The 22035-nt window shown below is 66.6% G+C and carries 22 protein-coding genes and 2 pseudogenes; 11 read left to right on the top strand and 13 right to left on the bottom strand.

Annotated features, from left to right (window positions below; genetic code table 11):
• Positions 1-635: 635 nt before the first annotated feature.
• Both OYT95_RS44405 and OYT95_RS44400 read right to left on the bottom strand, forming a co-directional pair.
• A complete protein-coding gene (locus OYT95_RS44405) occupies positions 636-1289 on the bottom strand; it encodes a Fic/DOC family protein (protein ID WP_268792790.1) in 654 nt (217 codons plus the stop codon).
• 30 nt (positions 1290-1319) lie between these two features.
• Complete coding sequence (locus OYT95_RS44400) at positions 1320-1511, bottom strand: hypothetical protein (protein ID WP_268792789.1); 192 nt, start codon at positions 1509-1511, stop codon at positions 1320-1322.
• 482 nt (positions 1512-1993) lie between these two features.
• Here OYT95_RS44400 and OYT95_RS44395 point away from each other — a divergent pair.
• Positions 1994-2213: pseudogene (locus OYT95_RS44395) on the top strand (hypothetical protein); the annotation flags it as partial.
• 37 nt (positions 2214-2250) lie between these two features.
• On the opposite strand, the gene OYT95_RS44390 reads toward OYT95_RS44395, so the two are convergent.
• Positions 2251-3117 (bottom strand): hypothetical protein, encoded by an 867-nt coding sequence (locus tag OYT95_RS44390; protein WP_268792788.1) that lies wholly within the window; start codon positions 3115-3117, stop codon positions 2251-2253.
• 205 nt (positions 3118-3322) lie between these two features.
• Here OYT95_RS44390 and OYT95_RS44385 point away from each other — a divergent pair, with 205 nt between their 5' ends.
• Positions 3323-3499: a hypothetical protein gene (locus OYT95_RS44385; RefSeq protein WP_268792787.1), complete on the top strand. Its 177-nt coding sequence runs from the start codon at positions 3323-3325 to the stop codon at positions 3497-3499.
• A 118-nt stretch (positions 3500-3617) separates the two neighbouring features.
• Here the strand turns inward: OYT95_RS44385 and OYT95_RS44380 are convergent, their stop codons facing one another.
• The 3 genes and pseudogenes from OYT95_RS44380 to OYT95_RS44370 all read right to left on the bottom strand — a co-directional run bounded on the left by OYT95_RS44380 (position 3618) and on the right by OYT95_RS44370 (position 6511).
• Positions 3618-4232: a sigma-70 family RNA polymerase sigma factor gene (locus OYT95_RS44380; RefSeq protein WP_268792786.1), complete on the bottom strand. Its 615-nt coding sequence runs from the start codon at positions 4230-4232 to the stop codon at positions 3618-3620.
• Positions 4233-4783: 551 nt separating this feature from the next.
• A complete protein-coding gene (locus OYT95_RS44375; protein WP_268792785.1) occupies positions 4784-5596 on the bottom strand; it encodes an ABC transporter permease in 813 nt (270 codons plus the stop codon).
• Positions 5593-6511: pseudogene (locus tag OYT95_RS44370) on the bottom strand (ATP-binding cassette domain-containing protein). Before OYT95_RS44370 ends, OYT95_RS44375 begins: the two are co-directional and overlap by 4 nt.
• A 329-nt stretch (positions 6512-6840) precedes the next feature.
• On the opposite strand from OYT95_RS44370, the gene OYT95_RS44365 reads away from it, so the two are divergent.
• Positions 6841-7401 (top strand): hypothetical protein, encoded by a 561-nt coding sequence (locus tag OYT95_RS44365; protein ID WP_268792784.1) that lies wholly within the window; start codon positions 6841-6843, stop codon positions 7399-7401.
• A gap of 1217 nt (positions 7402-8618) precedes the next feature.
• On the opposite strand, the gene OYT95_RS44360 is transcribed toward OYT95_RS44365, so the two are convergent.
• From OYT95_RS44360 to OYT95_RS44350, 3 genes are all read right to left on the bottom strand, one after another.
• Entirely contained in the window at positions 8619-8981 is a 363-nt protein-coding gene (locus OYT95_RS44360; protein WP_268792783.1) for a cupin domain-containing protein, read from the bottom strand.
• Positions 8982-9226: 245 nt separating this feature from the next.
• Positions 9227-9598 (bottom strand): hypothetical protein, encoded by a 372-nt coding sequence (locus OYT95_RS44355; protein ID WP_268792782.1) that lies wholly within the window; start codon positions 9596-9598, stop codon positions 9227-9229.
• A 2026-nt stretch (positions 9599-11624) separates the two neighbouring features.
• The gene (locus tag OYT95_RS44350) at positions 11625-11819 is read right to left on the bottom strand and encodes a hypothetical protein (protein ID WP_268792781.1); all 195 of its coding nucleotides are present in this window, start codon (positions 11817-11819) and stop codon (positions 11625-11627) included.
• A gap of 73 nt (positions 11820-11892) precedes the next feature.
• On the opposite strand from OYT95_RS44350, the gene OYT95_RS44345 reads away from it, so the two are divergent.
• The gene (locus OYT95_RS44345; RefSeq protein ID WP_268792780.1) at positions 11893-12096 is read left to right on the top strand and encodes a hypothetical protein; all 204 of its coding nucleotides are present in this window, start codon (positions 11893-11895) and stop codon (positions 12094-12096) included.
• Positions 12097-12312: 216 nt separating this feature from the next.
• Here OYT95_RS44345 and OYT95_RS44340 read toward each other — a convergent pair whose 3' ends face one another.
• Positions 12313-12504 carry a hypothetical protein gene (locus OYT95_RS44340; RefSeq protein ID WP_268792779.1) on the bottom strand — a complete coding sequence of 64 codons (192 nt, stop codon included), beginning with the start codon at positions 12502-12504 and terminating at the stop codon, positions 12313-12315.
• Positions 12505-12806: 302 nt separating this feature from the next.
• Here OYT95_RS44340 and OYT95_RS44335 point away from each other — a divergent pair, with 302 nt between their 5' ends.
• The 4 genes from OYT95_RS44335 to OYT95_RS44320 all read left to right on the top strand — a co-directional run bounded on the left by OYT95_RS44335 (position 12807) and on the right by OYT95_RS44320 (position 14469).
• The gene (locus tag OYT95_RS44335) at positions 12807-13142 is read left to right on the top strand and encodes a hypothetical protein (protein ID WP_268792778.1); all 336 of its coding nucleotides are present in this window, start codon (positions 12807-12809) and stop codon (positions 13140-13142) included.
• A 480-nt stretch (positions 13143-13622) separates the two neighbouring features.
• Positions 13623-13757 carry a hypothetical protein gene (locus OYT95_RS44330; protein ID WP_268792777.1) on the top strand — a complete coding sequence of 45 codons (135 nt, stop codon included), beginning with the start codon at positions 13623-13625 and terminating at the stop codon, positions 13755-13757.
• A 163-nt stretch (positions 13758-13920) separates the two neighbouring features.
• A complete protein-coding gene (locus OYT95_RS44325; protein WP_268792776.1) occupies positions 13921-14055 on the top strand; it encodes a hypothetical protein in 135 nt (44 codons plus the stop codon).
• Positions 14056-14064: 9 nt separating this feature from the next.
• Entirely contained in the window at positions 14065-14469 is a 405-nt protein-coding gene (locus tag OYT95_RS44320; RefSeq protein ID WP_268792775.1) for a PAS domain-containing protein, read from the top strand.
• A 259-nt stretch (positions 14470-14728) separates the two neighbouring features.
• Here the strand turns inward: OYT95_RS44320 and OYT95_RS44315 are convergent, their stop codons facing one another.
• Positions 14729-15349 (bottom strand): FHA domain-containing protein, encoded by a 621-nt coding sequence (locus OYT95_RS44315; RefSeq protein WP_268792774.1) that lies wholly within the window; start codon positions 15347-15349, stop codon positions 14729-14731.
• 1392 nt (positions 15350-16741) lie between these two features.
• Between OYT95_RS44315 and OYT95_RS44310 the strand changes: the two genes are divergently transcribed.
• From OYT95_RS44310 to OYT95_RS44300, 3 genes are read left to right on the top strand one after another with little or no spacing between them, the layout of a single operon-like run.
• Positions 16742-17056 carry a hypothetical protein gene (locus tag OYT95_RS44310; protein ID WP_268793268.1) on the top strand — a complete coding sequence of 105 codons (315 nt, stop codon included), beginning with the start codon at positions 16742-16744 and terminating at the stop codon, positions 17054-17056.
• The gene (locus OYT95_RS44305) at positions 17053-17955 is read left to right on the top strand and encodes a hypothetical protein (protein ID WP_268792773.1); all 903 of its coding nucleotides are present in this window, start codon (positions 17053-17055) and stop codon (positions 17953-17955) included. The genes OYT95_RS44310 and OYT95_RS44305 overlap by 4 nt, the downstream gene beginning before the upstream one ends.
• A gap of 12 nt (positions 17956-17967) precedes the next feature.
• Positions 17968-19977 carry a serine/threonine-protein kinase gene (locus OYT95_RS44300; protein WP_268792772.1) on the top strand — a complete coding sequence of 670 codons (2010 nt, stop codon included), beginning with the start codon at positions 17968-17970 and terminating at the stop codon, positions 19975-19977.
• Between the two features lie 205 nt (positions 19978-20182).
• Here the strand turns inward: OYT95_RS44300 and OYT95_RS44295 are convergent, their stop codons facing one another.
• Both OYT95_RS44295 and OYT95_RS44290 read right to left on the bottom strand, forming a co-directional pair.
• Complete coding sequence (locus OYT95_RS44295) at positions 20183-20488, bottom strand: hypothetical protein (RefSeq protein ID WP_268792771.1); 306 nt, start codon at positions 20486-20488, stop codon at positions 20183-20185.
• 532 nt (positions 20489-21020) lie between these two features.
• A complete protein-coding gene (locus OYT95_RS44290; RefSeq protein ID WP_268792770.1) occupies positions 21021-21545 on the bottom strand; it encodes a hypothetical protein in 525 nt (174 codons plus the stop codon).
• Positions 21546-22035: the final 490 nt, after the last annotated feature.

Genomic DNA, 22035 nt, shown 5'->3' with positions numbered 1-22035 from the left:
CGGCGCTGCTCCCGGTGCTCCGCACCGGGAGACGGGGCGAGTCGCTGCGCTCCCCGCCAGGGAGCCGCTGCGCGGCTCGCAGTGGATCGGTTCCCGTTGCCGTCGATCGAGTCGCTTCGCTCCTCTGCGTTTCCGAAATTAGGCTCCCACTTGCGGATTCAATCGGTGCGACGAGCACCGTTCCCGACTGGGAAACGAGGCTGGGGACGCGCGCGGGTGTGCTGGACTCGTCGCCCGCTCCCCTGCCCAACACCCTCACCGTCATACCCACAGCCTACCACCCATCGCACACAAGTTATAAGCACCTCAATATCTAATAATACTGTGTAACAGTAACTTCCGAAGCAGCGCAAACCATTACTGTGCATAATTGACTAAAACGACCGCTTACCAACTAATTACCCAAATATATTGGTAATCAACAACTTTCAAATAGCCCAAAACGGGCGAAACGGGCCGCCCTGCCGCCACCGGTGCCAGCCCTCCCTCGGCAGATCGCCGGCACCCCCACCCGGCACATAACGAACACGGAACATACCAATCACACCAGGTCACAGGGCGATCACACCCCACCCGCACCGCCGCCACCGGCGAACCCCAGCTGGTCTGATTGTCGAGAGGAAATGACGCAGGGATCAGTCGTAGAGGTAGGAAGGTTCGTCGTCCACGATTCGCCGGAAAACCGCACAGAGGGGTTCGAGATCCAAGTCCGCGCGCGCTCTGTGGCACGCATCGTGGAGCTCGGAGATCCCGATCAAGTTCCAGGCCAAACCGAGTCCAGACTCGGCGAGCAACTGGTCGAAGAACTCTCGCTGCGTTCGACCATTGCCCTCACGAAACGGGTGAGCAAAGTTCACACAGTCGTACACAAAGGCCAGCTTGCTGGACAAGGCCTGTTTCGTCTGTTTCGTGATAGAGCCGATGTGCTGCAGGTCATTTAGCTGTTCGGCAACGTACGCGATCGGCCGAGCGATTTCCCCCGGGGGAATGAAGGACTCACCCTCCTTTTCGATGCCGACGGTGCGTAAGTCCCCCGCCCACTCATACACATCCTGGAACAGGTATCGATGCAGTGCCTGCAGGTGAACCAGATCGTAGGTTCGTGACACCGCCGTAGGGTCGGCTCTCAACTCCGCCACCCGCACCTCGACGAGATCGTTCTCGGCGTTGGTCAGCTCATCGTGAGTCGTGGCCCCGACCCGGTTGCGGAGCACAGTCGAGCCAGGAATGAAGTAACCCAACCAGTCGGTGTCATGGTCGCCGGTTTCCCACGGGTACGGCTTGCTCACAGACGGACCACGACAACGTCGGCGAGCCTGCTAGGCCAGATTGTATCGGGCGCGTACCCGGGAGCCGAGCTGCTCGATGTCGATCTCACCACGTACATAGGCATCCTGATCGGCTCGGGTGAGGTCAGTGCTCCGGGAGCCTTCCAGCTCGCTCGTTGTCCGGGCCGCACGGATTGCCCGCTCGCGTCGCGCACGGTCGTCCAACGGTCGACGAATCACCATTCACGCCACCTCCTACTCGAGCCCCCAGTTTACCGGTGCAGTCTCACAGACAGCCGCTCGACACCGCTCGGGGGCGGTGAAACTGCGCCAGATCGCGCACGTCCCCGCCACCCGATGCTCAATGCCGGCCGCCCGGCGTCGGGCCGAGGCGGTGTCCGCAGCCACCCGCCCCCGACGCCGGCCTCACCCCACATCACACCTACACAACAAGACAGATCACCAGGTCACAGCCCTATAACACACACAGGAGGCCCGCCCCCCAGGGATAAGGTGCGGGCCGTCCTGTGGTGTCTGGCTAGCTCGCGAGGACCTTCTCGAGGGTGCTCACCACCGAGGCGTCGAGCTTGACGAAGCGGCACGAGATCGCACCTTCCTGGTTCCGCTCCGGGCGCGGCACCCTTGACGGACTGCTTGTGGTGAGCCCAGGGGTTCACAGCCTGGACCCCGCCGAACGCGGTCCCTGCCAGGTGTTGGCCCGCAATATCGCCGACAGCCTCGACCGTTTCCAATGGGGTGCTCGAGGACCTCGCAGAGGCACGCCACCGGTTCCTGTACCGAGATCGCAGGCAAGGGAACGCAGTGGTCCGCGCGTTCATCGCGGCCCGCGAGCGCGCCACGAAGGTCGGTATCCCCGACGAGCTAGCGGTGTACCGCCTCGCAGACCGGATCATCCAGGAACGGGACAGACAGCCACTACGGTAAGCACCACACGCAAGTAGAACGGCCCCTGCTTTTTTTCTCAGTGCTGGTTGTCCTCATCGGCGTCATTTTGGGCTAGTGGCGGAACCTGCGCCAGGTGCTCGCGAACAACCTCTGTCATCGTCTTCCGCTGATTGATGATCGTTGAGTAGCACTCGCGCAGTCCAGATAGGTCGGGCACGGACCGCTGAATCACTGCTTGTTGCGAGGCTGTCGTGCTCAATTCGTGGAATCGTCGCGTGTCGAGGTAGAGCGTCTTAAGTGCCGCCTGTGTATGTGGCTCACTCACGATGAGGTGCGCGGTACTAAATCCCATCTCTATGGACATCAAGCCTCGCAACCAGATTTCAGCCTTACTCCAGAACTCTTCCGCTGCCTCATTGGTGCGTGGCATTGAGGGCACATCTTGTAGGAGTTCCAGGAAGGATTGAAACGGGAAGGCGAGGTTTGCGATCTCCTCCCAGATCGGCGGGATACACCTGATCTGTTCAGCGCGACGTTGGGCGTCGAGTTCATTTGCGAGCAGTTCGTCGGATTTCATGAGCTGCTCGGTATGCCGTACTTCTGCCGCAGCCATCTGTGCGGCTGCCCTGGCGTGTGCCTGCTCGATCTCCTTCACAGTGCGTTGCTGTGCCGCTTCTAACTCGCGGGTAAGGCGCTCATCAGCCTCGATCTTTGCCTCGACTGCATCATCGCGGGCGCGCTTGATCTGCCATAGGGCGACGAAAACCGCTGCGAACGCCCCCAGTCCGCCGACCCAACCACCGGCTGCTGACCATTGGTCGACGCTAAAGCGGGTGCCTGTGATGAAGACGAAGAAGTAGTGGCCGGCCACGACCGTCAGTACCGAGAGAACAAACGCTGCTACACCGGCTGCCAGGTACCAGCGCCAACTTCTTTGTGTCACGGGTGGACTCTAAGGGAACGAACCAGTTCCCTCGGCTATTGAATTTCTGTCGTCGACGCAACAGCGAAGCCCCGTGAACTGCACGCAACGGGGCGGACCTTCGCCCGCGACTGTTCTCCGTGAGCCTCCCGCGACGGGCCAGTGCGTCCGTTCTCGATCTCCTCCGTCTGAGCTGGTACCCATCCCCACGGATCAAGGAGTCACCATGACCAGCCCCAACGAGTTCGAAGCCCCGGCGACGGATCGGACGGACGCAACCCCACAGGCTGCGGCACCCACGTGTTGCAGCACCGAACGGCAAACCACCCGCTGCGACCTCAGTGAGAAGTCGACGTGCTGCGGTCCGGCGGCGACGGCCGGCGGCGGATGCGGCTGCCAGTAGCCGTTCATCCGGCAACACGGCGGTGCGGTGCGAGCGAATCTGGGCTCGCACCGCACCGTCGTCTGTATGTGGTGTCGCGCGGTCTACCGGTCGCCGTCACCAGAAACCGTGCGCCGGTCTACTGGTCCGCCGGTGGAGTGGCTCCGCAGGCGCAGGATCCGCTGCGGGGTTGGTAGTCGTGGACGTGGCCGGTGCGGTCCTGGCTGATCTGACAGCAGGCGTGCAATCGGGCCTGGAGGGTGGCGCGACCGCGTTGGACCCGGGATTTCATCCCGGACACCGAGATTCCCGCCTCGTTGGCGGCGGCGGCGTGGGTGCGGGCGTCGAGGTCGACCATCTTCACCGCCGCGGCCTGCTCGGCGGGCAGCCCGGAGAGCATCGGCACCAGGCAGGAGGCGAGTTCCTTCTCCGCCGCCTCGTCGGCGTCCGGTTCTCCGTGGGGTGGGTTGTCGGGGACGGCGTCGACAGCCAGCTCGCGGCGGTGGGGCGCCGACCGGTAGTCGGTGATCGCATTGCGGGTGATGGCATACATCCAGCCCAGGATCCGGTCCTGCTCCCGCAGGTTGTCGAGGCTCTTGGCCATCCGCAGGAACACGATCGACAGAATGTCGTCGGCGTCCTCGGGACGGGAGACCCGGCGGGCGATGAAGGCCCGCAGATCCCTCGAGAAGCGACGCCAGAGCTGGTCGAGATCAGCCGGTGTCGTCGCGGTGGTGGCCGTGTCCTCGTTCATGATCGGTGGTTCCTCTCCGTTTCCAGCATCCCCGCCTGATTGCGCGGTGGCGACCCCTGAGGTCGTCTCTAGGTACGGACGGCGGTGACCACGCGAGGACGCACTCTGCGCCGCGCCCCAGCGCCGCACCTGTGCGTCCATATCCGGGGTGCCTCGTCTGTATGGGTGTCGATGTCGATGACGGGTTCTCCGGTTCGACGTACCAGTAGAAGCGCGGTGAGGAGGTGAGAGCGATGCTGACCACACATCTTTTTTCGGGCCTGACCAGCGAAGAGGTCGATCTGGTCGTGGCGGAGGAACTGCATCTGCTCGACGCCGCCGCATGAGCGTCATCGACGCCCGCACCGGGCGCATCCGCTGACCACAGCGCTCTCCCAGCCTTTACCCTCTCCACCGGGGTAGGGGCGAGAAGAGTGCCTGGATCCGGACGGAGAACGCGTACGCACGCCAGAGCAACGCCGATGCAGCGCGGCGCGGAATGACCGGGGAACACACAGAACCCACCCTGTCCCTCCCGTTTGTGGGAGGGACAGGGCGGGTGCGTCGTCTGTTCAGCGGGTGCGTGCCGAGCGAACGAGGCGGGTGAGGACGGGAACGGCGGTCACCGCCGCCCACAGCCCGACCGCCGCGACCAGGGCGGCGGCGGTGTCGCCCGCGGTGGCGGTGCCGAGGACCTGCCCGCGCAGGGCGTCGGTGGCGTGCGCGACCGGATTCACCGTCGCCATGGCCTGCATCCACCCGGGCATGGTCTCGATCGGCGCGAACGCACTCGAGACGAACATCAGCGGCATCATCACCATCATCCCGGCGAACTGGACCACGTCCGGGCGCCGCAGCCGGTCCCCGATCAGCCCGAACAACGCGCTCATCGCCCCGGCCAGCACCACCAGCACCAGGACCGCGGCCACGGCATCGACGGCGCTGCCGTAGAACTCGAACCCCAAAGCCACAGCAGCAATCCCGAGCAACGCCGCCCGGGCGAGGGTGAAAACGGCCTCGCTGATGGTGCGAGCCACCCCCGTCAACGCCGCCCGCATCGGCAGGGCAGCGAAGCGGTCATGCAGGCCGTTGGTGTGATCGATCGCGGCGGACACTCCGGCGTTGGTGCCGGCCATCACGGTGGAGACGGCGAGCATCGCCGGAGTGAGGAAGACGATGTAACTCACCCCGGCCGGGAAGCCCGGTCCGGCGGCGACGCTGCGGAACACCTGGCTGAACAGCACCAGCATCGCCATCGGCATGGTCAGCGAGAACATCAACAGTTGTGGGACGCGGGCGCTGGTGCGCAGGTTCCGGCCGGTGAGGGCGGCGAGCTGGTTCCCGACCGAGGCGGTGGCTGTGGTGGTGTTGCGGATGGTGGTCATCGGTGGGCTCCTGTGTGGGCGAGGTGGGTGAAGACGTCGTCGAGGCTCGGGGAGGTCACATCCAGGTCGGTGACCTCGATGCCGCTGCGGTGCAGGTCGGCGATCAGCGCGGTCGCGGTGGGGGCGTCGTCGACGGTGACCGACACCTTCGCCCGGTCGCCGTCGACCCGGTCGGTGTCCGGGATGAACGGCAGAACGGCGAGCTGGCCGGTGGGGATGGTGGCGCTGAGGACCTTGCCGCCGACGATCCGTTTGAGCTCGGCGGGGGTGCCCCGGGCGGCGACCCGGCCGCGACTGAGGACCACGATGTGGTCGGCCAGCCGGTCGGCCTCCTCGAGGTACTGGGTGGTGAGCACGACCGTGGTGCCCGCGTCGGTGAGCTCGTCGACGACGTCCCACAATCCGGCGCGGGCGAGGGGATCGAGACCGGTGGTCGGCTCGTCGAGGAACAGTACCGACGGGGAGCCGACGAGGCTGGCGGCCAGATCGATCCGGCGGCGGGAGCCCCCGGAGAGTTCCCCGACCCGCCGGGTCGCGTAGTCGTGTAACCCGAGCCGGTCGATCAGCGCGTCGGCCTGGGCGCGGGCGGTGTGGCGCAGCCCGGTCAGGCGGCCGATCAGCTCCAGGTTCTCCCGGGCGGTGAGGAAGTCGTCGAGGCCGGCGTATTGGCCGGTCACCCCGATCCGGCGGCGAACCTCGGTGGCGGCGGCGACAATGTCGAATCCGTCGACCTGTACGCGGCCGATGGTGGGCCGCACCAGGGTGGTCAACGTCCGGATCAGGGTGGTCTTGCCGGCACCGTTGTGGCCGAGCACCCCGAGCATGGTCCCGGCGGCGCAGGTCAACACCGTCGAGGGCCCACGTTCTGCCGTAGGCGACGTGCAGATCCTCGACCACCACGGCCGGGGCGCTCATCGCACACCCCCGGCGGGGCGGCCGGTGTCACGGCCGACAGCTGTGGACTCGAATAAGACGATGGTGAACATGGGTGGTTCCTCTCCGGGTGCGTCCCGCCCGGCGGTGGGGGGAATCCGCTTCCTCAGACGAACCAGCCCTGCGTTGGACGCACGTTTGTGCGCCGGAGGTGGCGGTGATGGGTGAGAGACTGCTCCGCGTGCACGCGTTCATCGACGAATCCAAACGGGGCGAGTACGCCTGTGCGCGGTGACGGTCGCCGCCGGCGACCTCACGGCCCTGCGGCGGCAGATGAACGCGCTCCGCCCACCGGGCACACCCGCATCCACATGACCAGCGTGGGGAAGAAGCTGGCCCCGAAGATCGTCTCCGACGTCGCCCGGCAGGAGGCGACCAGCCGCAACTATCTGATGAGCTCGAACAAGATCAACGAACGCCAGGCCCGCGATGCCACTCTCGCCGCCGCGGTGCGCGATCTCGCGCAGATGCCGGTGACGAACCTGGTCATCGAGTCGTGCGATCAGGACCGTGAGGACAACCGCATCATCCGCGACGAACTCGGCGCCGCCGCCCCGTTCCGGTACACCCACGACCGGCCCACCAACCCGCTCTTATGGATCCCCGACGTGCATGCCTGGGCGTGGGGGCCGTGGTGGCAGCATGCGCGCGAAGATCGCGCACCGGATCACCGTCGTGAAGCTCTGAGAGCACGAGAAACGCCCCTCCAAAAAGAGGGGCGTTCGCGTCGTATGTGGGTGGGCGCGCAAGGCTGGAAACCGCTGGGTGGGGCCGCCTACAGGGGTGCTTACGCCCCGGAGACCTCCTACACGAACCACTTCCCTCGGCTACTGCCTCGGGCACCCACAGTATGTCGGCCGGTGTGGCGTTGACGCAACCGCCGCGGCCCTGACCTGCACGTCGGCGGAGCTACGCGAAGGTTCCACAGACATACCTCGAGCGGCGCCCTGATGAAGGGGCGCCGCTCGCGAGCACGAACATCTGGTTACCAACCTGCATGGTTGCGCGGAGTGAAATGTGGCCTCGGCGTCAGAGAGCCCCCCGTCTGACGCAAGCCCACCGCGCTGAGCCCAGTTAGTGGGCTGTGCTTGTGCGTGGGTGCCTACAACTCGTGCTGGGTGCCGCGACCGAGAGGTGGAATCTTCTCTTCTGGTTCGACCTTGGTCTGTCGTGGATCCGTACCTCAGGTCTACCCCGCATGTTCAGTTAAGGCAACGCACGTGAGCTCGAATGCGCCGGGTGATGCCTTCCCACTCGCTCGCTACTCGAGTTGCGCAGGTCGCTACCTGGTCCGCTGGGGGCGACAGACCCCACTCCGCAGGCGTACAAAGGAAAGACACCGATGAGGCACGGCCGGTGGCAGGACACGCCACCACCCGCGCGTAGTACGTGACTGGTGGAGCGATCTCCTCTCGTCTTACGCACAGAGAGGACATCGCATGGGGTTTCCGTGGGCGCCGCGGGCACGATCGGATGCGTACTGGGAGAAGCAAATCTGCGAGGAAGCAGACGCTGGCGAAAGTGCCGAAGCGAGAAAATCGACAGCGGCTGCGGAACGCCCGACCCTGGCTGACCACAGCCAGGGTCTCCGCACCGCCGCCGCCCCACCTTCGGATCAAGGTGAGTAACTAAGTCACCCCGGGAATTTCGCGTCCCGGACAGGGGCCGTCCCCTGATACCTGATGTGGCCGCGCCTGGATCAGTTGGGCAACCCGCACTTTGGGCTTGCGGGCACCTCTGCCCCTGGCCCTTCGCGCCGTTGCCGGGGCATGCTCGCGGTCGCCACAATGGCGACCGCGAGTGCGTCCACGCTTCCGCAGCAACGAGCGGCGACCTGGTCGGGGCGTGGCGTGATGATCTCGGTGTCCGAGTGGGATGAGGTGGTCCACTCTGTAATTATTCGGGGTCGCGAGTGATGTGAGGGTGACCTGATGGCCCACAACGCGAGATGTCCCGCCGTCGGGGCGTGAATCGTCCAGTCCGGGCCTCGGCCATTACCAGGATCGTCCACCGCATCCGTCCCTTGGGCGCCGGGGCGATGCCCCACTGCTTGCGCGCAATGAGCGGGCCGGGACGCGCGGCCTGTCGTCTACCGCTTGGCGTAGTCGGCGACGCCGGTCCAGTCGATCACCACGCAGGGCTCATCGCCGAGAATCCAGGCATCGTGACCGGGCGGGCAGATCATGAGATCGCCGGGACCGAACTCCATGTCCTCCCCGTCGTCCATGACGATCTTCATGCGACCCGAGATGACGTAACCCATGTGAGCGGCTTGGCAGCTGTCCGTCTTGGCTATCGGTTTGACGTGCTTGGACCACTGCCAGCCGGGCTGGAAGGTCGCCCTCCCCACAGCGCCGGACGCGAGGTTGACGAGTTCGAGCTTGCCCATCTCGTCCTCGAAGGGGCGGGTTTCCTCGGGTGAATCGAGACTCTTGCGGATGAGACCGGACATCGGTTTTCCTCCCACGTCGTTGAGGCGGCACCAACCGATCCGGTGGACCTCCGACCGGCCAAATCGGGAACCGCGGGATGAATCGAAATTTTCTGGCTCTTCAATTCTGGGCGGGCACCATCGTGTGCCGCAATACCGACCGGCGGCCCGTCGAGGGACGGCGGCGCACCGGGCGAACCACCTTTCCCCAGGAGCACCCCACTGGCACCAGGGTCCCACGCCAGTGCATTTTGTGGGCAGAGCTGCTACCGGGGCGGGAGAGTCGTCGAGTTGCCGGATGTGTAGGTAGCGCTGCGGCGTTCTCGAAAGCGTGTCCGGTGATGCTCCATCAGGACTTCGGATTCGGTGTGGATGCTACTTGGGTGGCGGGCGATCGCGTGTTGGAAGGCGGCGCTGCGTCGGCGGAGGAAGGTGGCATGTACCGTCGCTGTGTCGTCGGCGAGGAGGTACGCCGCGGCACCGTCGCAGTCCAGGAGGAACTTCCCGTACGCCCGCCTCACCGGCGCCTGCTCGTCGAAGATCACCGGCAGCACCACGTCGTCGACCAGGTGCAGCGGGAAACGAACGAGCCTGTATGCAGCCCGTATCAGCGCTCGCGCCACGGCGCCCGGTCCCATGGTCTGATCGTAACGCCAAGGGTGTGCACCCGCGCCCGTGTTGACGTCGCCGGCGAGTACCTGCACGATGTCACGCGGACCGCACCGGCTCAGTCTTGTCCAATCCCGCGGTTCCCCCGGAGCCTGCCGCGCCGCGGGGAGGAGATGACCGGATGACCGCGACGAACCCGACGCTGTCCGGGGTGGGGTATCGAAGATGCGGGCGAGTTCATCGAGGTCAGGGCAGCACAGAGTAAGGCAGCCGATGAGATGCGTACAACAGCGAACGGGATCGCGCGCGTGTGGAGCGGAGAACCCAACGACGCACTTGTTGACGAGATGACCAGCGCACGGCCGGGACGCGCCCTCGACGTCGGTTGCGGTGAAAGCGCCGACTCGCTCTGGTGCGCCCGCCAGGGATGGCAGGCGGCGCGACGCACCCTCGAACGAGGAGACCACGCTCGCGATCTTCCGATTCCACTCCTCAACGCTCCGTGGGCGCTCCCGGACAGGAGAGCCGGCGGACCGCCCACCGCCGATCCTCGACTCCGACAACACAAGCTGACACCGCTCTACTTGTCTGACGCTCGAGGGTAGGACATTTCAGCCCCGCAGGCGATGTTCTCCACCTGCCTCGAGAACGAGAATTGTACTTGTTCAGGAAACCGAATGCCCCTCAGCCGGAGAACTATTGGGCACACCAAGCAGGAGAGGAGGTCATCATGTATACGTGGATATTCACCGGATTCCTCAATGGGGTCAGCGGCGGATTGATTCCTCAAGTGTGGGGACCAATCTAATCCGGCATCAGCACACACCAAACACTATGTGCGACTAGGAATGCCGGAGGGGCAACGGAGGGATCTTCCATCAAGCTCCCCTGCGGCCGGATGGGCGGCCCGAATCGGCGCCAGCGACCGATCGGGTCGCCGACCATCCACACGGGGGCGGCGCTGCGTGAACCGTGCCGGAGTTCTTGCCGTTCCGCCCTGATGCCGGCTCCGGTTGGAGAGTCGAGTGTTGAGCGCAGTGGGCCGCCTCGTACTCGTCCAGGCGAGATATCCGAGGCCCGCCGAGGATCACCCGCATATCCAACCAATCGCCCCACTCGATCGGCGCGTACTCGGCGACCGTGAACCTGACTGCCGAAGAGTAACCCCACCGGGGCCACCCCAGGTGAGCACACCCAGGCCCACGTTCTGCCCATGCTCTGCGTACCTGGTCGAGGCGGTCGGTGATGCTCGCCCGCACCCCCGTGCGGGGTCCGCACTGCCGGGCTCACCGACGACCGTCCACGCGGACGTCATCGTCCCGGCGGAATCGGGCTTTCCGACGGTTCCGCCGCCCCGAGGGCGGCGGCGAACGACCGCACCAGCGCATCGCGCGCCTACTGTCACTCGGTCAGCGCCTTCACCAGTGCGACGCTCAGCTGCCCGACATCCGACGCCGCTGCCGTGGTGGCGGTGTTGTGAGGTCGGGAGTGCCTTTCCGGGCGATATCCGCGACGGCCAGCGTGGCCGGCGCCCCCCTTTGCACGATCAGCGCCTCGACGAACCCTGCCCGTCCAGCACACGGTGACCGTCATCGAACGCGCGCGGGGACAGCACGACCACCACCTCGTCCACTGTGACCGGACCTCGGATGAGTCCGGACCACCGGGGCCAGGTGACGCTGCGGCCACCTGTTTGGCGGGGCCCCACCGGCATCGGCGCCGGCGGCGTCGAGATCACCGATGGTGCGGGGTAGTCACCGGCAGCCCATCGACGACCTGCCAGTCCGCCCGCGACAGCGAACTCCGCTGTCCGATCACCTCGGGCAGCGACAGCCGGATTCGGCGGTCGCGGTCGGCTCCACGAGATCGGCATTCAGATCCCCCCCAGCCCGCACACCCCCGCGGCGGTGGTGGTGGGAGAGCACCCCGGTGGGCACCAGCCGATCCAACGACTCGGGTCCGGCGGCGGCCGAGACCGTCCTCCGGACCCACATCGGGGGGCGAGGAGAGCTCCATCCTCCGACTGAACCCAGGAACCGCCTGCACCCGTTCGGCCTAGGGTCCGGGCGTCCACCCCTGGCCCTGGACACACAAGATCGGGAGGCCGTCCGGTGTTTGGGAAGCCTGGTCGGTCGTGGGGTCGCATGGTTCCCCAATGTTGTGGACACCGACGATGTCGGCGGTGACCCAGACGCCGTCCGGGTAGTAGTCGCGGGAGTTGACGCAGACGATGTCCTCGCCGGTGTTCACGTCGACTCCGACCCGATTTCCTGAGCATCGCTGACCCGCTGTCCCCGGAATGGGTTCGGGCTGACTAGCACCTGTGGCGTACGCGATCGTTGCTCCGCCGCTGACGGTGGCGGTTGGAGCGGCCGAGGCGATGCCGGCCCCGAAGGCGATGACCGGCGCGATTACGGCCGAGGCAACGGCCGCCACACGCAAAGTTCTGTTTTTCATTGTGCTCACTTACCAATTTCTGATGGGCCTGGCTCAGCGCCGAGCGCGGCGGTGGAATTTGTTGTGGTGACGTGTTCGCGGGCATCTCGTTCGGAAGGTTGGGATTCCCGCTCTGTACACCATCCTGATCCGTGGCACCCGCGGACACCATCCTCGCCAGGGTGGAAACTCGTCACACCGGATGAGCTTCCGACCGTGATCGACCTCTCGGGCCGACACGATCGAGGACCCCCGCAGCCCGTGCCGTGCCCGGCGCCCCTCGACGACGACAAGCCGCGATCGATCGTCACCCTCGAGCCGCGACGCCATGACCGGGAGCGGTCAGCTCGAGGCTCTCGTCGCCGGCGTCGGCGAAGACAGCCGGACCGAGGCGCTCTGGGGTGAGGTCGTTCGCGGCAGCGGCCAGCCCTCGAGGTGCGGGGACGGCGCATACGATCACGACCTGTTCCCAGGCGAGCCGTCCGGGAGGCGGCCTCACCAGGACACGCCAATGTCTTCGATCACTGCAGCCGGAAGTGCACCGCCCACAATTGATACCTGCAATGGACCCCTTCCGTCGACGGTATGGCGATCAACATCGCGTCGATGTTCGAACGAACACACCCGCGAGACCAGTCACCTGGACGTAATCATCATCGATGTTCAGGTGTGAGGACTTCCCACCCGACAGCTGATGTTTCAGCTCGTCACACGGGTGACGATTGTCCGTACCAAACGGAGATTCTCCCCGGATCCCGGAAGCAGCGGAAGCAGATGCCGCCTACAGGTAGAGGAAAGACCATGAACAAGAACGTCATCCGAGCGGTCATCGCTTCTGTCGCGGCGGGGCCCGTGATCGTCCTCGGATCAGGTGTAGCAGCAGCAGCTCCGACGCTGGAGCCCGATGGACGACCCGCGGTCGTCGGGACGGTCCTCCGGACTGATGGTCTGCCGATGGAAGGCTGGACCTGCACGGTATCTCAGGGCTTCACCGTCGGGATGGTGTCCGACCCGGACGTGAACACCCATCACGGCAAAATCGTCGATCCACTGTTTGGCGCCTGGACTGCGGGTCCGGTGAACGGCGCCTGCATGGGAACCGGTGGGATAACCTTTCCATCCGGAGTGGCCGGGTGACGACCTCAATAGATCTGGTCGCAATTACCCACTCTCGGTACGCCACAGCACGGGATGGTGGTCGGCGCCGTCGGCAACACCGTGTATGCCATCGGTGGCGCCACCAAACCAGCTCACGCCGAATCCACCGCCCTTGCAGTAGCGCCGCAGCTCGCGCCGCGCACCATGCAATGGGCACCGACGTGGCGGTCATCGACCGTTGCGCCGATCGCACGCCAGCAGGCACCGGTGATCACGGCGGCCGGAACGATCTGGGTCGTCGGCGGGCTGGACAACGCTGGGGAGATCGGAAGCTCGAGGGGAACGATCCAGCCATCGAGGCATGGAAGGCCGGACCCGACCTTCCAGTGCCGCTCAATCACGCGATGGCGGTATGACTATCGCGGCGAGTTGGTCGTGCGCGGTGGATGGATACCGGACGGGCCGAACCTGACCGCCCGAACCTCGGACCGAGTACTCGCGCCGCGGGACTGAAACGGGGTGGACCCGGCCCGCCTCGGTGAGCCGCGAGCGGCCGGTGCCGCGGCGGTGGTCGGCGACAAGATCGTGGTTACCGGAGGGCAGACGAACGGCAAGCTCGTGCCCAACACCGAAGTGTTCGACGACACCATGTAGACCACCGCCACCGGCCTCCCCATCCCACGCGAACACCTGGCCGCGGTGTCGGACGGAACGTGTTGCTACGCGGCCGGCTGACGAAACCTCTCCGCGGACCCGAACACCGGCCGCCTTCGAGCGCGTCGTCCCGGCTACCGCGACCTGGACGACACTGCCCGATATGCCGCCCCTGCGCGGCGGGCTCGGCGCCGCCTTCGTCGGCGGGGACCCGGACACCGCGCTGGGCTCTCTCGAGCGGCTGGCCGCCGCAGAGCTGCTGCGGCGGCTTCCGGTGCCCACACTCGCGGCGGACTAGAACTGTGTCGTGGTGCACGCGGATCCCGCGCTCAAGCGCATGCTCGGCCACGACGAGAACGGGTTGGTCGGCCGCTCGGTGACCGAGATCGTCGATCCGGAGTCCTCGCCGAGCGATGCCGATGCGTTGGGACGGCTGCACGATTGCGCCGGCAATGTGCTCGACGTTGCTCCTCGGGAGGGTTTCATGGTGCGGGCGGTGGTCAGCGGATCGGTGCTGATGCGGCAGGACGATCCCCTCCTCCTCGTCTGCTTCCAGGACATGACTGAACAGCTGCGGAGCGGAGGGCGGGCTCCCGGCTCACCTGAGCCGGGTGGTCTGTGCCCTACGTTGAAACATAGTGCGCGCCTGATCGGAGGCGCGACAAGCCGCGCCAAAACTTCTGTTAGGCAGTGCGTCTGGGTTTGTCGATAACTGAAGCTTTCAACTAAATTCGGATTACACTTTTCCCCAATGGTTTTCAATGTTCTCCCTGCGGCGGCATCGTTGCGCGACTCATCGGATGATCCATGGCTTGGATCGGTCCCAAAAGGAGGATGGTTGGTCGGCCGGTCGAATCACTGACACAACGGCCAGCATCTCGTTCGGGCTGCGGAATTCACCCGGTGCACCGACTCGCGGCGGCCCGGGAAGGAGCGGGGCGAGCCGTACGGCCGAGAGAATTCTCTCGGATTCACAGGTCGCCGGTGGTGATGATGCCGCTGTGTCGGGCGCGGGCGACGAGTTGCATGCGCTTCTGGTTGTTCGGCAGATCCTCGAGACCGAACTTCGAGAAGAGGACGCGGAGATGGCATTTGATCGTGTCGACCGTCAAGAAGAGGTGGTCGGCGATCTCCTGATTCGAGGCGGGATGGGCGAAGGCCGCGTTTTCTTTGTACGGCCGGCACAACTCCACCAGGACCGCGAACTGCGCCGGGGTCAGGGCGGCTCGGGTGGGCAGGGCGTCGGCGGTGCCGGTCATCTCCCCACTGGCCGCAATGAAGGTGCGGAAAGTCAGTGACGAGGATCCGATTCGGATCACGTCACCGGCGTGGAGCCGTCGGCGCCCACTGAGGCGGTCGCCGTTGACGAAGGTGCCGTTGCGGGAGAGTCCGTCGTCGGTCACCGTCCAATAAGATCCGATCCATTCGATGGTGGCGTGCAGCCGCGACACATTCGGATCTGATGGCAACGCGATATCGGCCTTCTCCGAGCGGCCCACGGTGATCCGCGGTGCGTCCACGGACAACACGAATTCGCGGGTACCGTCTCCACCATCGAGATAGCAGAGAGTCGGTTCGCTCAGTGCGTTCATCGCCGTCCTCCCCGCAATTTCGGGCACACGACTTTCGGTCGAACACTTCGCCTTGGTGCCAGTCTAATTCCGCAGGTCGGCGCGGCACCATGGTCGGTGGTGCGGTTCCATCCCGCATCGGCGTGCGGGTTTCGACGAAGGGTGATAAGGATCCACCCGGAGGGTGACGATTTGGCCGTGGCCGGCACATCACACTGAAGGTCGATCACCTCGACCCGGGAAGATGCCATGCCTCGAACCCGTCACCACACTCGCCCCGTCAGTCTGGAACTCGGTGCGCGTCGGGTATTGCCCCAGCGCTCAGCCCCGGCGCAGACTGAAAGTACCGAACGCGCACCCGAGGGGGTGGGGCAGATGCCCCGGCCTACCCGTTGGCGGCGGTCGGTCACGGTGATGTCCACCCTGGTGGTCGTCGGCGCTCTCGGGCTTTTCGGGTTCCACTCAGGATCCCCGCTCGCGGTCGCTGCGCCACAATCGGTGGCCACCGTTGTTGTGCGGCAACAACCCGTCGCGCCGTGGCCGACGATGCCCCAGCTTCCTCTCCCAGGCCCAGGAGAGAGTCTCGACCCGGCACCGTACACCGCTGCCGACGATCAGCAGCCGATTTGTGTGCCCCCGGACTGTTCACCGGATCCTGGCGGTGTCGCTCCCTGGACGCCGCCCGAGCAACCGTGGACCCCACCCGAGCAGCAACCCTGGACGCCGCCAGAGCAACCGTGGACCCCACCAGAGCAACCGTGGACCCCACCAGAGCAAGAGCCGTGGACGCCACCAGAGCAACCGTGGACCCCACCCGAGCAAGAGCCGTGGACGCCACCGGAGCAGCAACCCTGGACGCCGCCGGAGGAGGTCATTCCGGACGAGTTCCCGGGTGGGATCGGTGGTGGCGGCTGCTATCCGGCTGGCACACACTGCGAGCGCGACATCGACATTCCACCGATACGCGGTGAGCGTATCTGCGAGCCGGCCGAGTCTCCCTGCGAGGTCGACATTCCACCGATACGCGGTGAGCGTATCTGCGAGCCGGCCGAATCCCCCTGCTTCGATATCAACACCATTCCTCGCGAACCCCTGACCCGGACCGGCGAAGGCACTTGCATCCCCCCATGCACACCACCGGAATGCACCCCACCGTGCACACCACCGGAAATTCCGCTGCCCGAGCGATGCACCGACCCCGACCCTGCGCGATGTACTCCTGTGCGGGAGGTCCCGGGGTTACCGAGTCCGGGGCCAGGAAACGAGTTCACGGTTCCCGGGCCCTTCGTGCTACTACCGGAGGCGCCCAGCCTGGGCACTCCTGCTGATGTCGTCCCTGACGCGGTTCCACCACCGCAAGAGCCCGGTCTGGTGTTCACCGCTGCGGCCATCGAACCCGGCGAAGCGGTGACCATGGCCGGAACAGGATGTCCACCTGATGCCGAGGTACTGCTCTCGGTCGATGGTGCGCAAGTCGGCGAAGTTCGCGCCGACGACACCGGTATTTTCCGGGCACCGCTACGCGCCGTCGGCGCCGATGTCGGACGTCACGACGTGTCAGCCGACTGTGGCCCCATCTTCGCCGCGCCACTGGATATCGTGCTCGTCAGTCAAGCGACAGGGTCCACCGCCACCGCCGTGGTGATCGTGTTCTTCCTACTCGTAGGTCTGTCGATCTACCGTCGACGCCTTCTCACTCCACAGCCCGGCCGCGAGGAGGAATCATGATCATGCGGTGGTTGAGTGCGCTCGTAATTACCTTCGGGACAGTGCTACTCGGCGCTCCCAGCGCCGGCGCAGCAGAGTCGGTGGGGATGACGGTGACCGTCAACGGTCAGGACATCGCCACCGCCGGCCCGACCAATCCGATCCGTCTCGACCCGCACAGCCCGGCCCAGGTCCAGGTAAATCTCGACAACGACACCGCGTCCCCGGTCACCGTCGCTGCGGTCGACCTGTCCGGGCACGTCCTCGGGCTGACCTTCTTCTCCTATCACACCGCGGTCGGGTTGACCGTGGCGCCGGGACAGACCCAGACCCTCGACTTCGAGCTCGATCTGTCCGGGCTCGACGGGCAGGCCACCGGCCTGATCAACGGGACGGTCACCGTCCGCGGCAACGACGGGACCGTTCTGGGCGACATCTCGACCGTGACCGATGTGCGCGGCTCACTGATGTCGGTGTACGGGCTGTTCGGGCTCGCCCTGGCGCTGCTCACCGCACTCGCGGTGCTCGACGCCGCCCTCGGCATCGCCCGCCGCCGACTGCACGAGAACCGGTGGCGCCGCGGCCTGCGGATGCTCACCCCAGGCATCGGGATCGGGTTGGTGCTCGCTTTCACCCTGTCCGCCACCCGGGTGTGGGCGCCGACCCTGGACCGATGGCTGCTCCTCGCCGGCGGATTCGCCGCCGGCTTCTTCATCCTCGGCTACCTCACCCCCACACCGGACACCGCCGAGGACGAGGACGTCGACGACATGACCGACGACGAACTCGACGACAGTGACGCCGTGGACGACGACCGGACCGGCCGGATCGGCCGGATCGGTGACGATCCCACCGACCGGTGGCCGTCAGACACCGGCCCGCCGCCCACTCGCCCCCTCGGCACCAACCGACCCCATTGATCGGACCGGCACATGGATACCGACATCGATCGTGTGACCGCCACCCTCCCCGCATACGAGGTGGGCGGCGAACTCGGCCACGGCGGATGGGGAGTCGTGCTCTCCGGCCGTCACCGCGCCCTCGGCCGCCCGGTCGCGATCAAACAGCTCCCGCCCGCCTTCGCCACCGACCCGGGCATCCGGCGACGATTCACCGCCGAGGGCCGGCTGCTCGCCTCCCTCGACCACCCGCACGTAGTGCCCGTCTACGACTTCGTCGAACACGACGGCCTGTGCCTGCTGGTCATGGAACTGCTCCCCGGCGGCACCGTATGGAACCGGTTCACCCGCACCGGATTCAACGCGCATGCCGCCGTCGCGGTGGCCCTCGCTTGCGCCGCCGGGCTGACCGCCGCCCACAACCGGTCCATCCTGCACCGCGACATCAAACCCGAAAACCTGCTGTTCGCCGCCTCCGGGGCGATCAAGGTGACCGACTTCGGCATCGCCAAGGTCATCGGCGGCGATCAAACCCTGGCCACCAAGGCCGGCGACGTTCTCGGCACCCCGTCCTACATCGCGCCGGAACAGGCCCGCGGCGGCGAGCTGACCCCCGCCACCGACGTCTACGCGCTGGCCACCATGCTCTACGAACTCCTTGCCGGGGAACTGCCGTTCCCGCCGGCTGACGACGCCATGGCCCTGCTGTTCATGCACGCCTTCGACGAGCCCACCCCGCTGCAGGAGACCGCGCCCGCCGTCCCCGACCCGATCGCCGACGTGGTCATGCGCGGACTGGCCACCGACCCCACGTTGCGTTACCCGTCCGCCGAGGCCTTCGGGATCGCGCTGGCCTGCGCCTCCACCGGACGCTGGGGCCCGGGGTGGCTGAGCACCGAGGGCATCCCGGTGATGGGTGCCGACACCATCGTCTCGGCCACCGGTCTCGGGCCCCCGCACACCCCGACGCTGACCGACAGCGACGACCATCCACCGTTGCCGCTGACCCGGCCACACGCCGCACCCCGACGGCCCGTCCCAGGCGGTTCTCCCGGCACCGAATCGCACCGGGCCGACCCGGCGGCAACCACCGACCCGACAGCACCGACCGGATCCGTCGACCCGACCGCATCACCCACCGCGCCGGCACCCGGGTCGCGTGCTACGGAACCGCCGCCGACGGTGCGCCCGTCGATCACCGTCCACGCCCGCGGCGCCCGCCTGGCCGACGTCTCGGGCGCCGACCTCGTCAACGTCCGCACGGTCGTGAATCTCCCCTCCCCCCGCATTCCGTTGCTCATCGCCGCCGCCCTGGCGGCCATCACCGTCCTGGTTGCCCTGCTCGGTCTCGGTGCGCCCCCGGTCGATGTACCCCCGGTCGGCGTTGTCACCGTCGCCGGCGTGGACCCGGCCGACGGTGCACCCGTCCCTGTCGATCTCACCGTGCCGGTGCCGGTGACGGTGACCGGTGCCGGACTCGCCGACGCCGCGACCCTGGCCCTCGACGTCCTCGACATTCCGGTCAAGAACACCGCCGCCGCGCCACTGATCAACCAGGGTGGTGCCGCGGCCGCGACACTGCCCCCACTCGGCGGACAGTACTTCGTGGCCGGAACTCTCACCGGAACACTGACCCTGCTCCAAGCCGGACAGGTGATCGACACCTGGACGTTTCCGGTCCACACCACGCAGCCAGCGACCACCACCGCGGCCGCCGTCGGGCTCGCCGCTCTGGCCCTGTTCGCCGTGGCCTACCTCGAATCTTTCCTGCGCTCGCTGCGCCGGGGCCGGGGCCGGGGCCGGATCACCGGAATCATCGGTGCCACCATCACCGCCGGCGTGCTCGGCGCCGTGATCGTCGGCGCCCTCTGGATTCTCACCGCTCGCCTACCGACCACTACCACCGTAGTGGTCTGTGCGGCAGTCGCGGCAGGGGCCGGGGCCGCCGCCGCCATCGGCGCCGCCCGCATCGGCCGTCGCCGCCGTTACCGTCGAACCCACCGCACCACCAGATCCTCGGGCACCACCACCGACCAGCGGTAATGCCCGTCCCCCGCGACAGCATCCCCCGGGAACGACGCGTCCCCGGCGGGCCCATCCGTGGAGCCAGCCGCGAGCCACGAATCTGCCCGGAGAGCGAGGGTCCGATGCCGGGCCATCTGGTCCTCGTCCGCAGTACCAAGCGAACGGGGGAAGTGGGACTGTCGCCGCGAATCGCGGCATCTATGTCGCACAGCGGATGGAGCGGTTAGGGCAGCTCAGGAGGATCGGGCAGGCCGATGGTGGGGCCCGGGAAGGCAATCCCGTCGGTGCCGACACCGACACCACCGACGGTAATCCCGGGCAGGGAAACACCGGGGATATAGACGGAGACGGTCGGTGTGGGCGGCGCAGCCGAGGGCTCGGGCGCGGTAGCTTCTTGCCGCACTTCCCCGCTGTAGCTCTCCCGCGGGCCGCTGTCATTCGTTTCCGCGGCGGCGATTCCCCCACCGACGGACAGGGCAACTGCGGTGAAGGCGATCAGCGGGACAGCGAATTTCATAGTGTTCGACATGGTCAAACTCCTTGCGTGATGATGCCGTGAGAGGTCTGGGGCGCCTCGAAACGGTACGGATATCGCCGAGATCAGCCTTCGGCCTCTGGGCCCACCGTCGATCCCGACGAAATTGCTTCGATTGGGCGCTCCGGCGGGTATGGAAGCCGGTGGTCTGCGGCGACGTGAAGCGGCAGTGGTGCCGGTCGGTCGCGGTTTCGTGCGCGTCGACGTGGGTGCGATGGATGAGGATGCGGCAATCGTCCAGTTTGGGTGGTTGCCGCAGGAGTGGTCGATGCCGCCGGAAGGGGAGTTTCGACGCAGCGTGTTCGGGGCGAGATCGTCGCCTTGCCATGCTCGGTGTGATCGCCGTGGCGGAGGCAGACCGCCCAGCGCACCATTCTCCCGATGGCTCGATGCCCGGGCGTTCTCGGGATGAGTGGCTCGCCGCAGCTCCAATCGCATGCATCTGGACTCCCAGGGCCGGTCCTGTGCCTCAGTGGGTGGGCCGGCCCTGGGAGAGTCCGCGATCCTTATGGGCAGCGGATCGGGATCAGCAGACGAACGGAATCGGAATGACGCAGATGCCAGGGCCGCCGCCCTGAGCAGGTGCAGGTGCCTGCTGGATCGTGCCGCCGTCGCCTCCGGGGGCCACTCCACCGTTGCCGCCCGCACCGTCGCCTCCGAAGCCCCAGCCGCCGAACCCGTCGCCGCCGGTGGTCGGGCCCGTGGTGGCGTCGCCGGAACGTGCGTTGCCGCCGTCGCCGCCGCTGCCCACCTCGCTGTTGCCGTTGCCGCCGCCGTTGTTCAGTCCGATGGTCGGACCGCCGAAGGAAATTCCGGGGGCACCGGCGCCGCCGTCACCGGCATTGGCGTTGCCGGTCTCGGCGTTGCTCTGCGCGTCGCCACCCGTACCCGGTGCGCCGACACCCGGTGCACCGACACCCGGTGCACCTGGAGCGCTGCCACCCGCTCCGCCGGGCGCCCCCGGTTCGGCGGACGCGATTCCCGCACCCGCCGACAGCGCGAAGGCTGCAATGGCAATCGCCGTGACGGTACGCTTCTTGATGTTCGACATGTGAAACTCCTTGTGTTGCTTGCCGGTTTTGCTGTCCTGACAAGATTCCCGCGAAATGAAGCGAATTGATATCCTCGGCAGGTCTGAAATCCCTCACCCCTGCATCGGCAGGGCATCGACGGCACGCCCGGCGCTGTTGTTTCGCGGCGTCACCGAACCCGGTGGTGCACAACCCCTTCGTGCCAGGAGCGAGGCGGATATCCAAACGGGTTGGTGTAGTCCATATTTCGGTACGGCAACACCGTCAACGGGATCGCGCAGGACATCCGGCGCTCCGCAGACGATCCAACGCAGCCACTTCGGGGCACCGCCTTGCTGCGAGATCGGCAGGAAGGTCGATCGGCACGAGCTCGACAGGAAGGTCGATCGGCACGAGCTCGACAGGTGATCGCGCCGACGGGGGGTCTCTCCGCTGACCCTGAGGTGGAAGTCGTGTCCGACCACGGTGTTAGTCCCATGTCGGGCCCGGTCGTGGAGCGCACGGAGCGGG

This window comes from Rhodococcus sp. JS3073 (genome assembly GCF_026810085.1).
Classification (GTDB): domain Bacteria; phylum Actinomycetota; class Actinomycetes; order Mycobacteriales; family Mycobacteriaceae; genus Rhodococcus_F; species Rhodococcus_F wratislaviensis.
The sequence above is the reverse complement of the archived record's forward strand: the minus strand, read 5'-3'. Positions and strand labels throughout refer to the sequence as shown.

What these genes read in the sequence shown, in the direction of transcription:
- OYT95_RS44400 (WP_268792789.1), bottom strand. Translation starts at nt 1,511, where the DNA reads ATGGTGATTCGTCGACCGTTGGACGACCGTGCGCGACGCGAGCGGGCA.
- OYT95_RS44385 (WP_268792787.1), top strand. Translation starts at nt 3,323, where the DNA reads ATGACCAGCCCCAACGAGTTCGAAGCCCCGGCGACGGATCGGACGGAC.
- OYT95_RS44380 (WP_268792786.1), bottom strand. Translation starts at nt 4,232, where the DNA reads ATGAACGAGGACACGGCCACCACCGCGACGACACCGGCTGATCTCGAC.
- OYT95_RS44375 (WP_268792785.1), bottom strand. Translation starts at nt 5,596, where the DNA reads ATGACCACCATCCGCAACACCACCACAGCCACCGCCTCGGTCGGGAAC.
- OYT95_RS44365 (WP_268792784.1), top strand. Translation starts at nt 6,841, where the DNA reads ATGACCAGCGTGGGGAAGAAGCTGGCCCCGAAGATCGTCTCCGACGTC.
- OYT95_RS44360 (WP_268792783.1), bottom strand. Translation starts at nt 8,981, where the DNA reads ATGTCCGGTCTCATCCGCAAGAGTCTCGATTCACCCGAGGAAACCCGC.
- OYT95_RS44355 (WP_268792782.1), bottom strand. Translation starts at nt 9,598, where the DNA reads ATGGGACCGGGCGCCGTGGCGCGAGCGCTGATACGGGCTGCATACAGG.
- OYT95_RS44335 (WP_268792778.1), top strand. Translation starts at nt 12,807, where the DNA reads ATGAACAAGAACGTCATCCGAGCGGTCATCGCTTCTGTCGCGGCGGGG.
- OYT95_RS44325 (WP_268792776.1), top strand. Translation starts at nt 13,921, where the DNA reads ATGCCGCCCCTGCGCGGCGGGCTCGGCGCCGCCTTCGTCGGCGGGGAC.
- OYT95_RS44315 (WP_268792774.1), bottom strand. Translation starts at nt 15,349, where the DNA reads ATGAACGCACTGAGCGAACCGACTCTCTGCTATCTCGATGGTGGAGAC.
- OYT95_RS44310 (WP_268793268.1), top strand. Translation starts at nt 16,742, where the DNA reads ATGGCCGGAACAGGATGTCCACCTGATGCCGAGGTACTGCTCTCGGTC.
- OYT95_RS44305 (WP_268792773.1), top strand. Translation starts at nt 17,053, where the DNA reads ATGATCATGCGGTGGTTGAGTGCGCTCGTAATTACCTTCGGGACAGTG.
- OYT95_RS44300 (WP_268792772.1), top strand. Translation starts at nt 17,968, where the DNA reads ATGGATACCGACATCGATCGTGTGACCGCCACCCTCCCCGCATACGAG.
- OYT95_RS44295 (WP_268792771.1), bottom strand. Translation starts at nt 20,488, where the DNA reads ATGTCGAACACTATGAAATTCGCTGTCCCGCTGATCGCCTTCACCGCA.
- OYT95_RS44290 (WP_268792770.1), bottom strand. Translation starts at nt 21,545, where the DNA reads ATGTCGAACATCAAGAAGCGTACCGTCACGGCGATTGCCATTGCAGCC.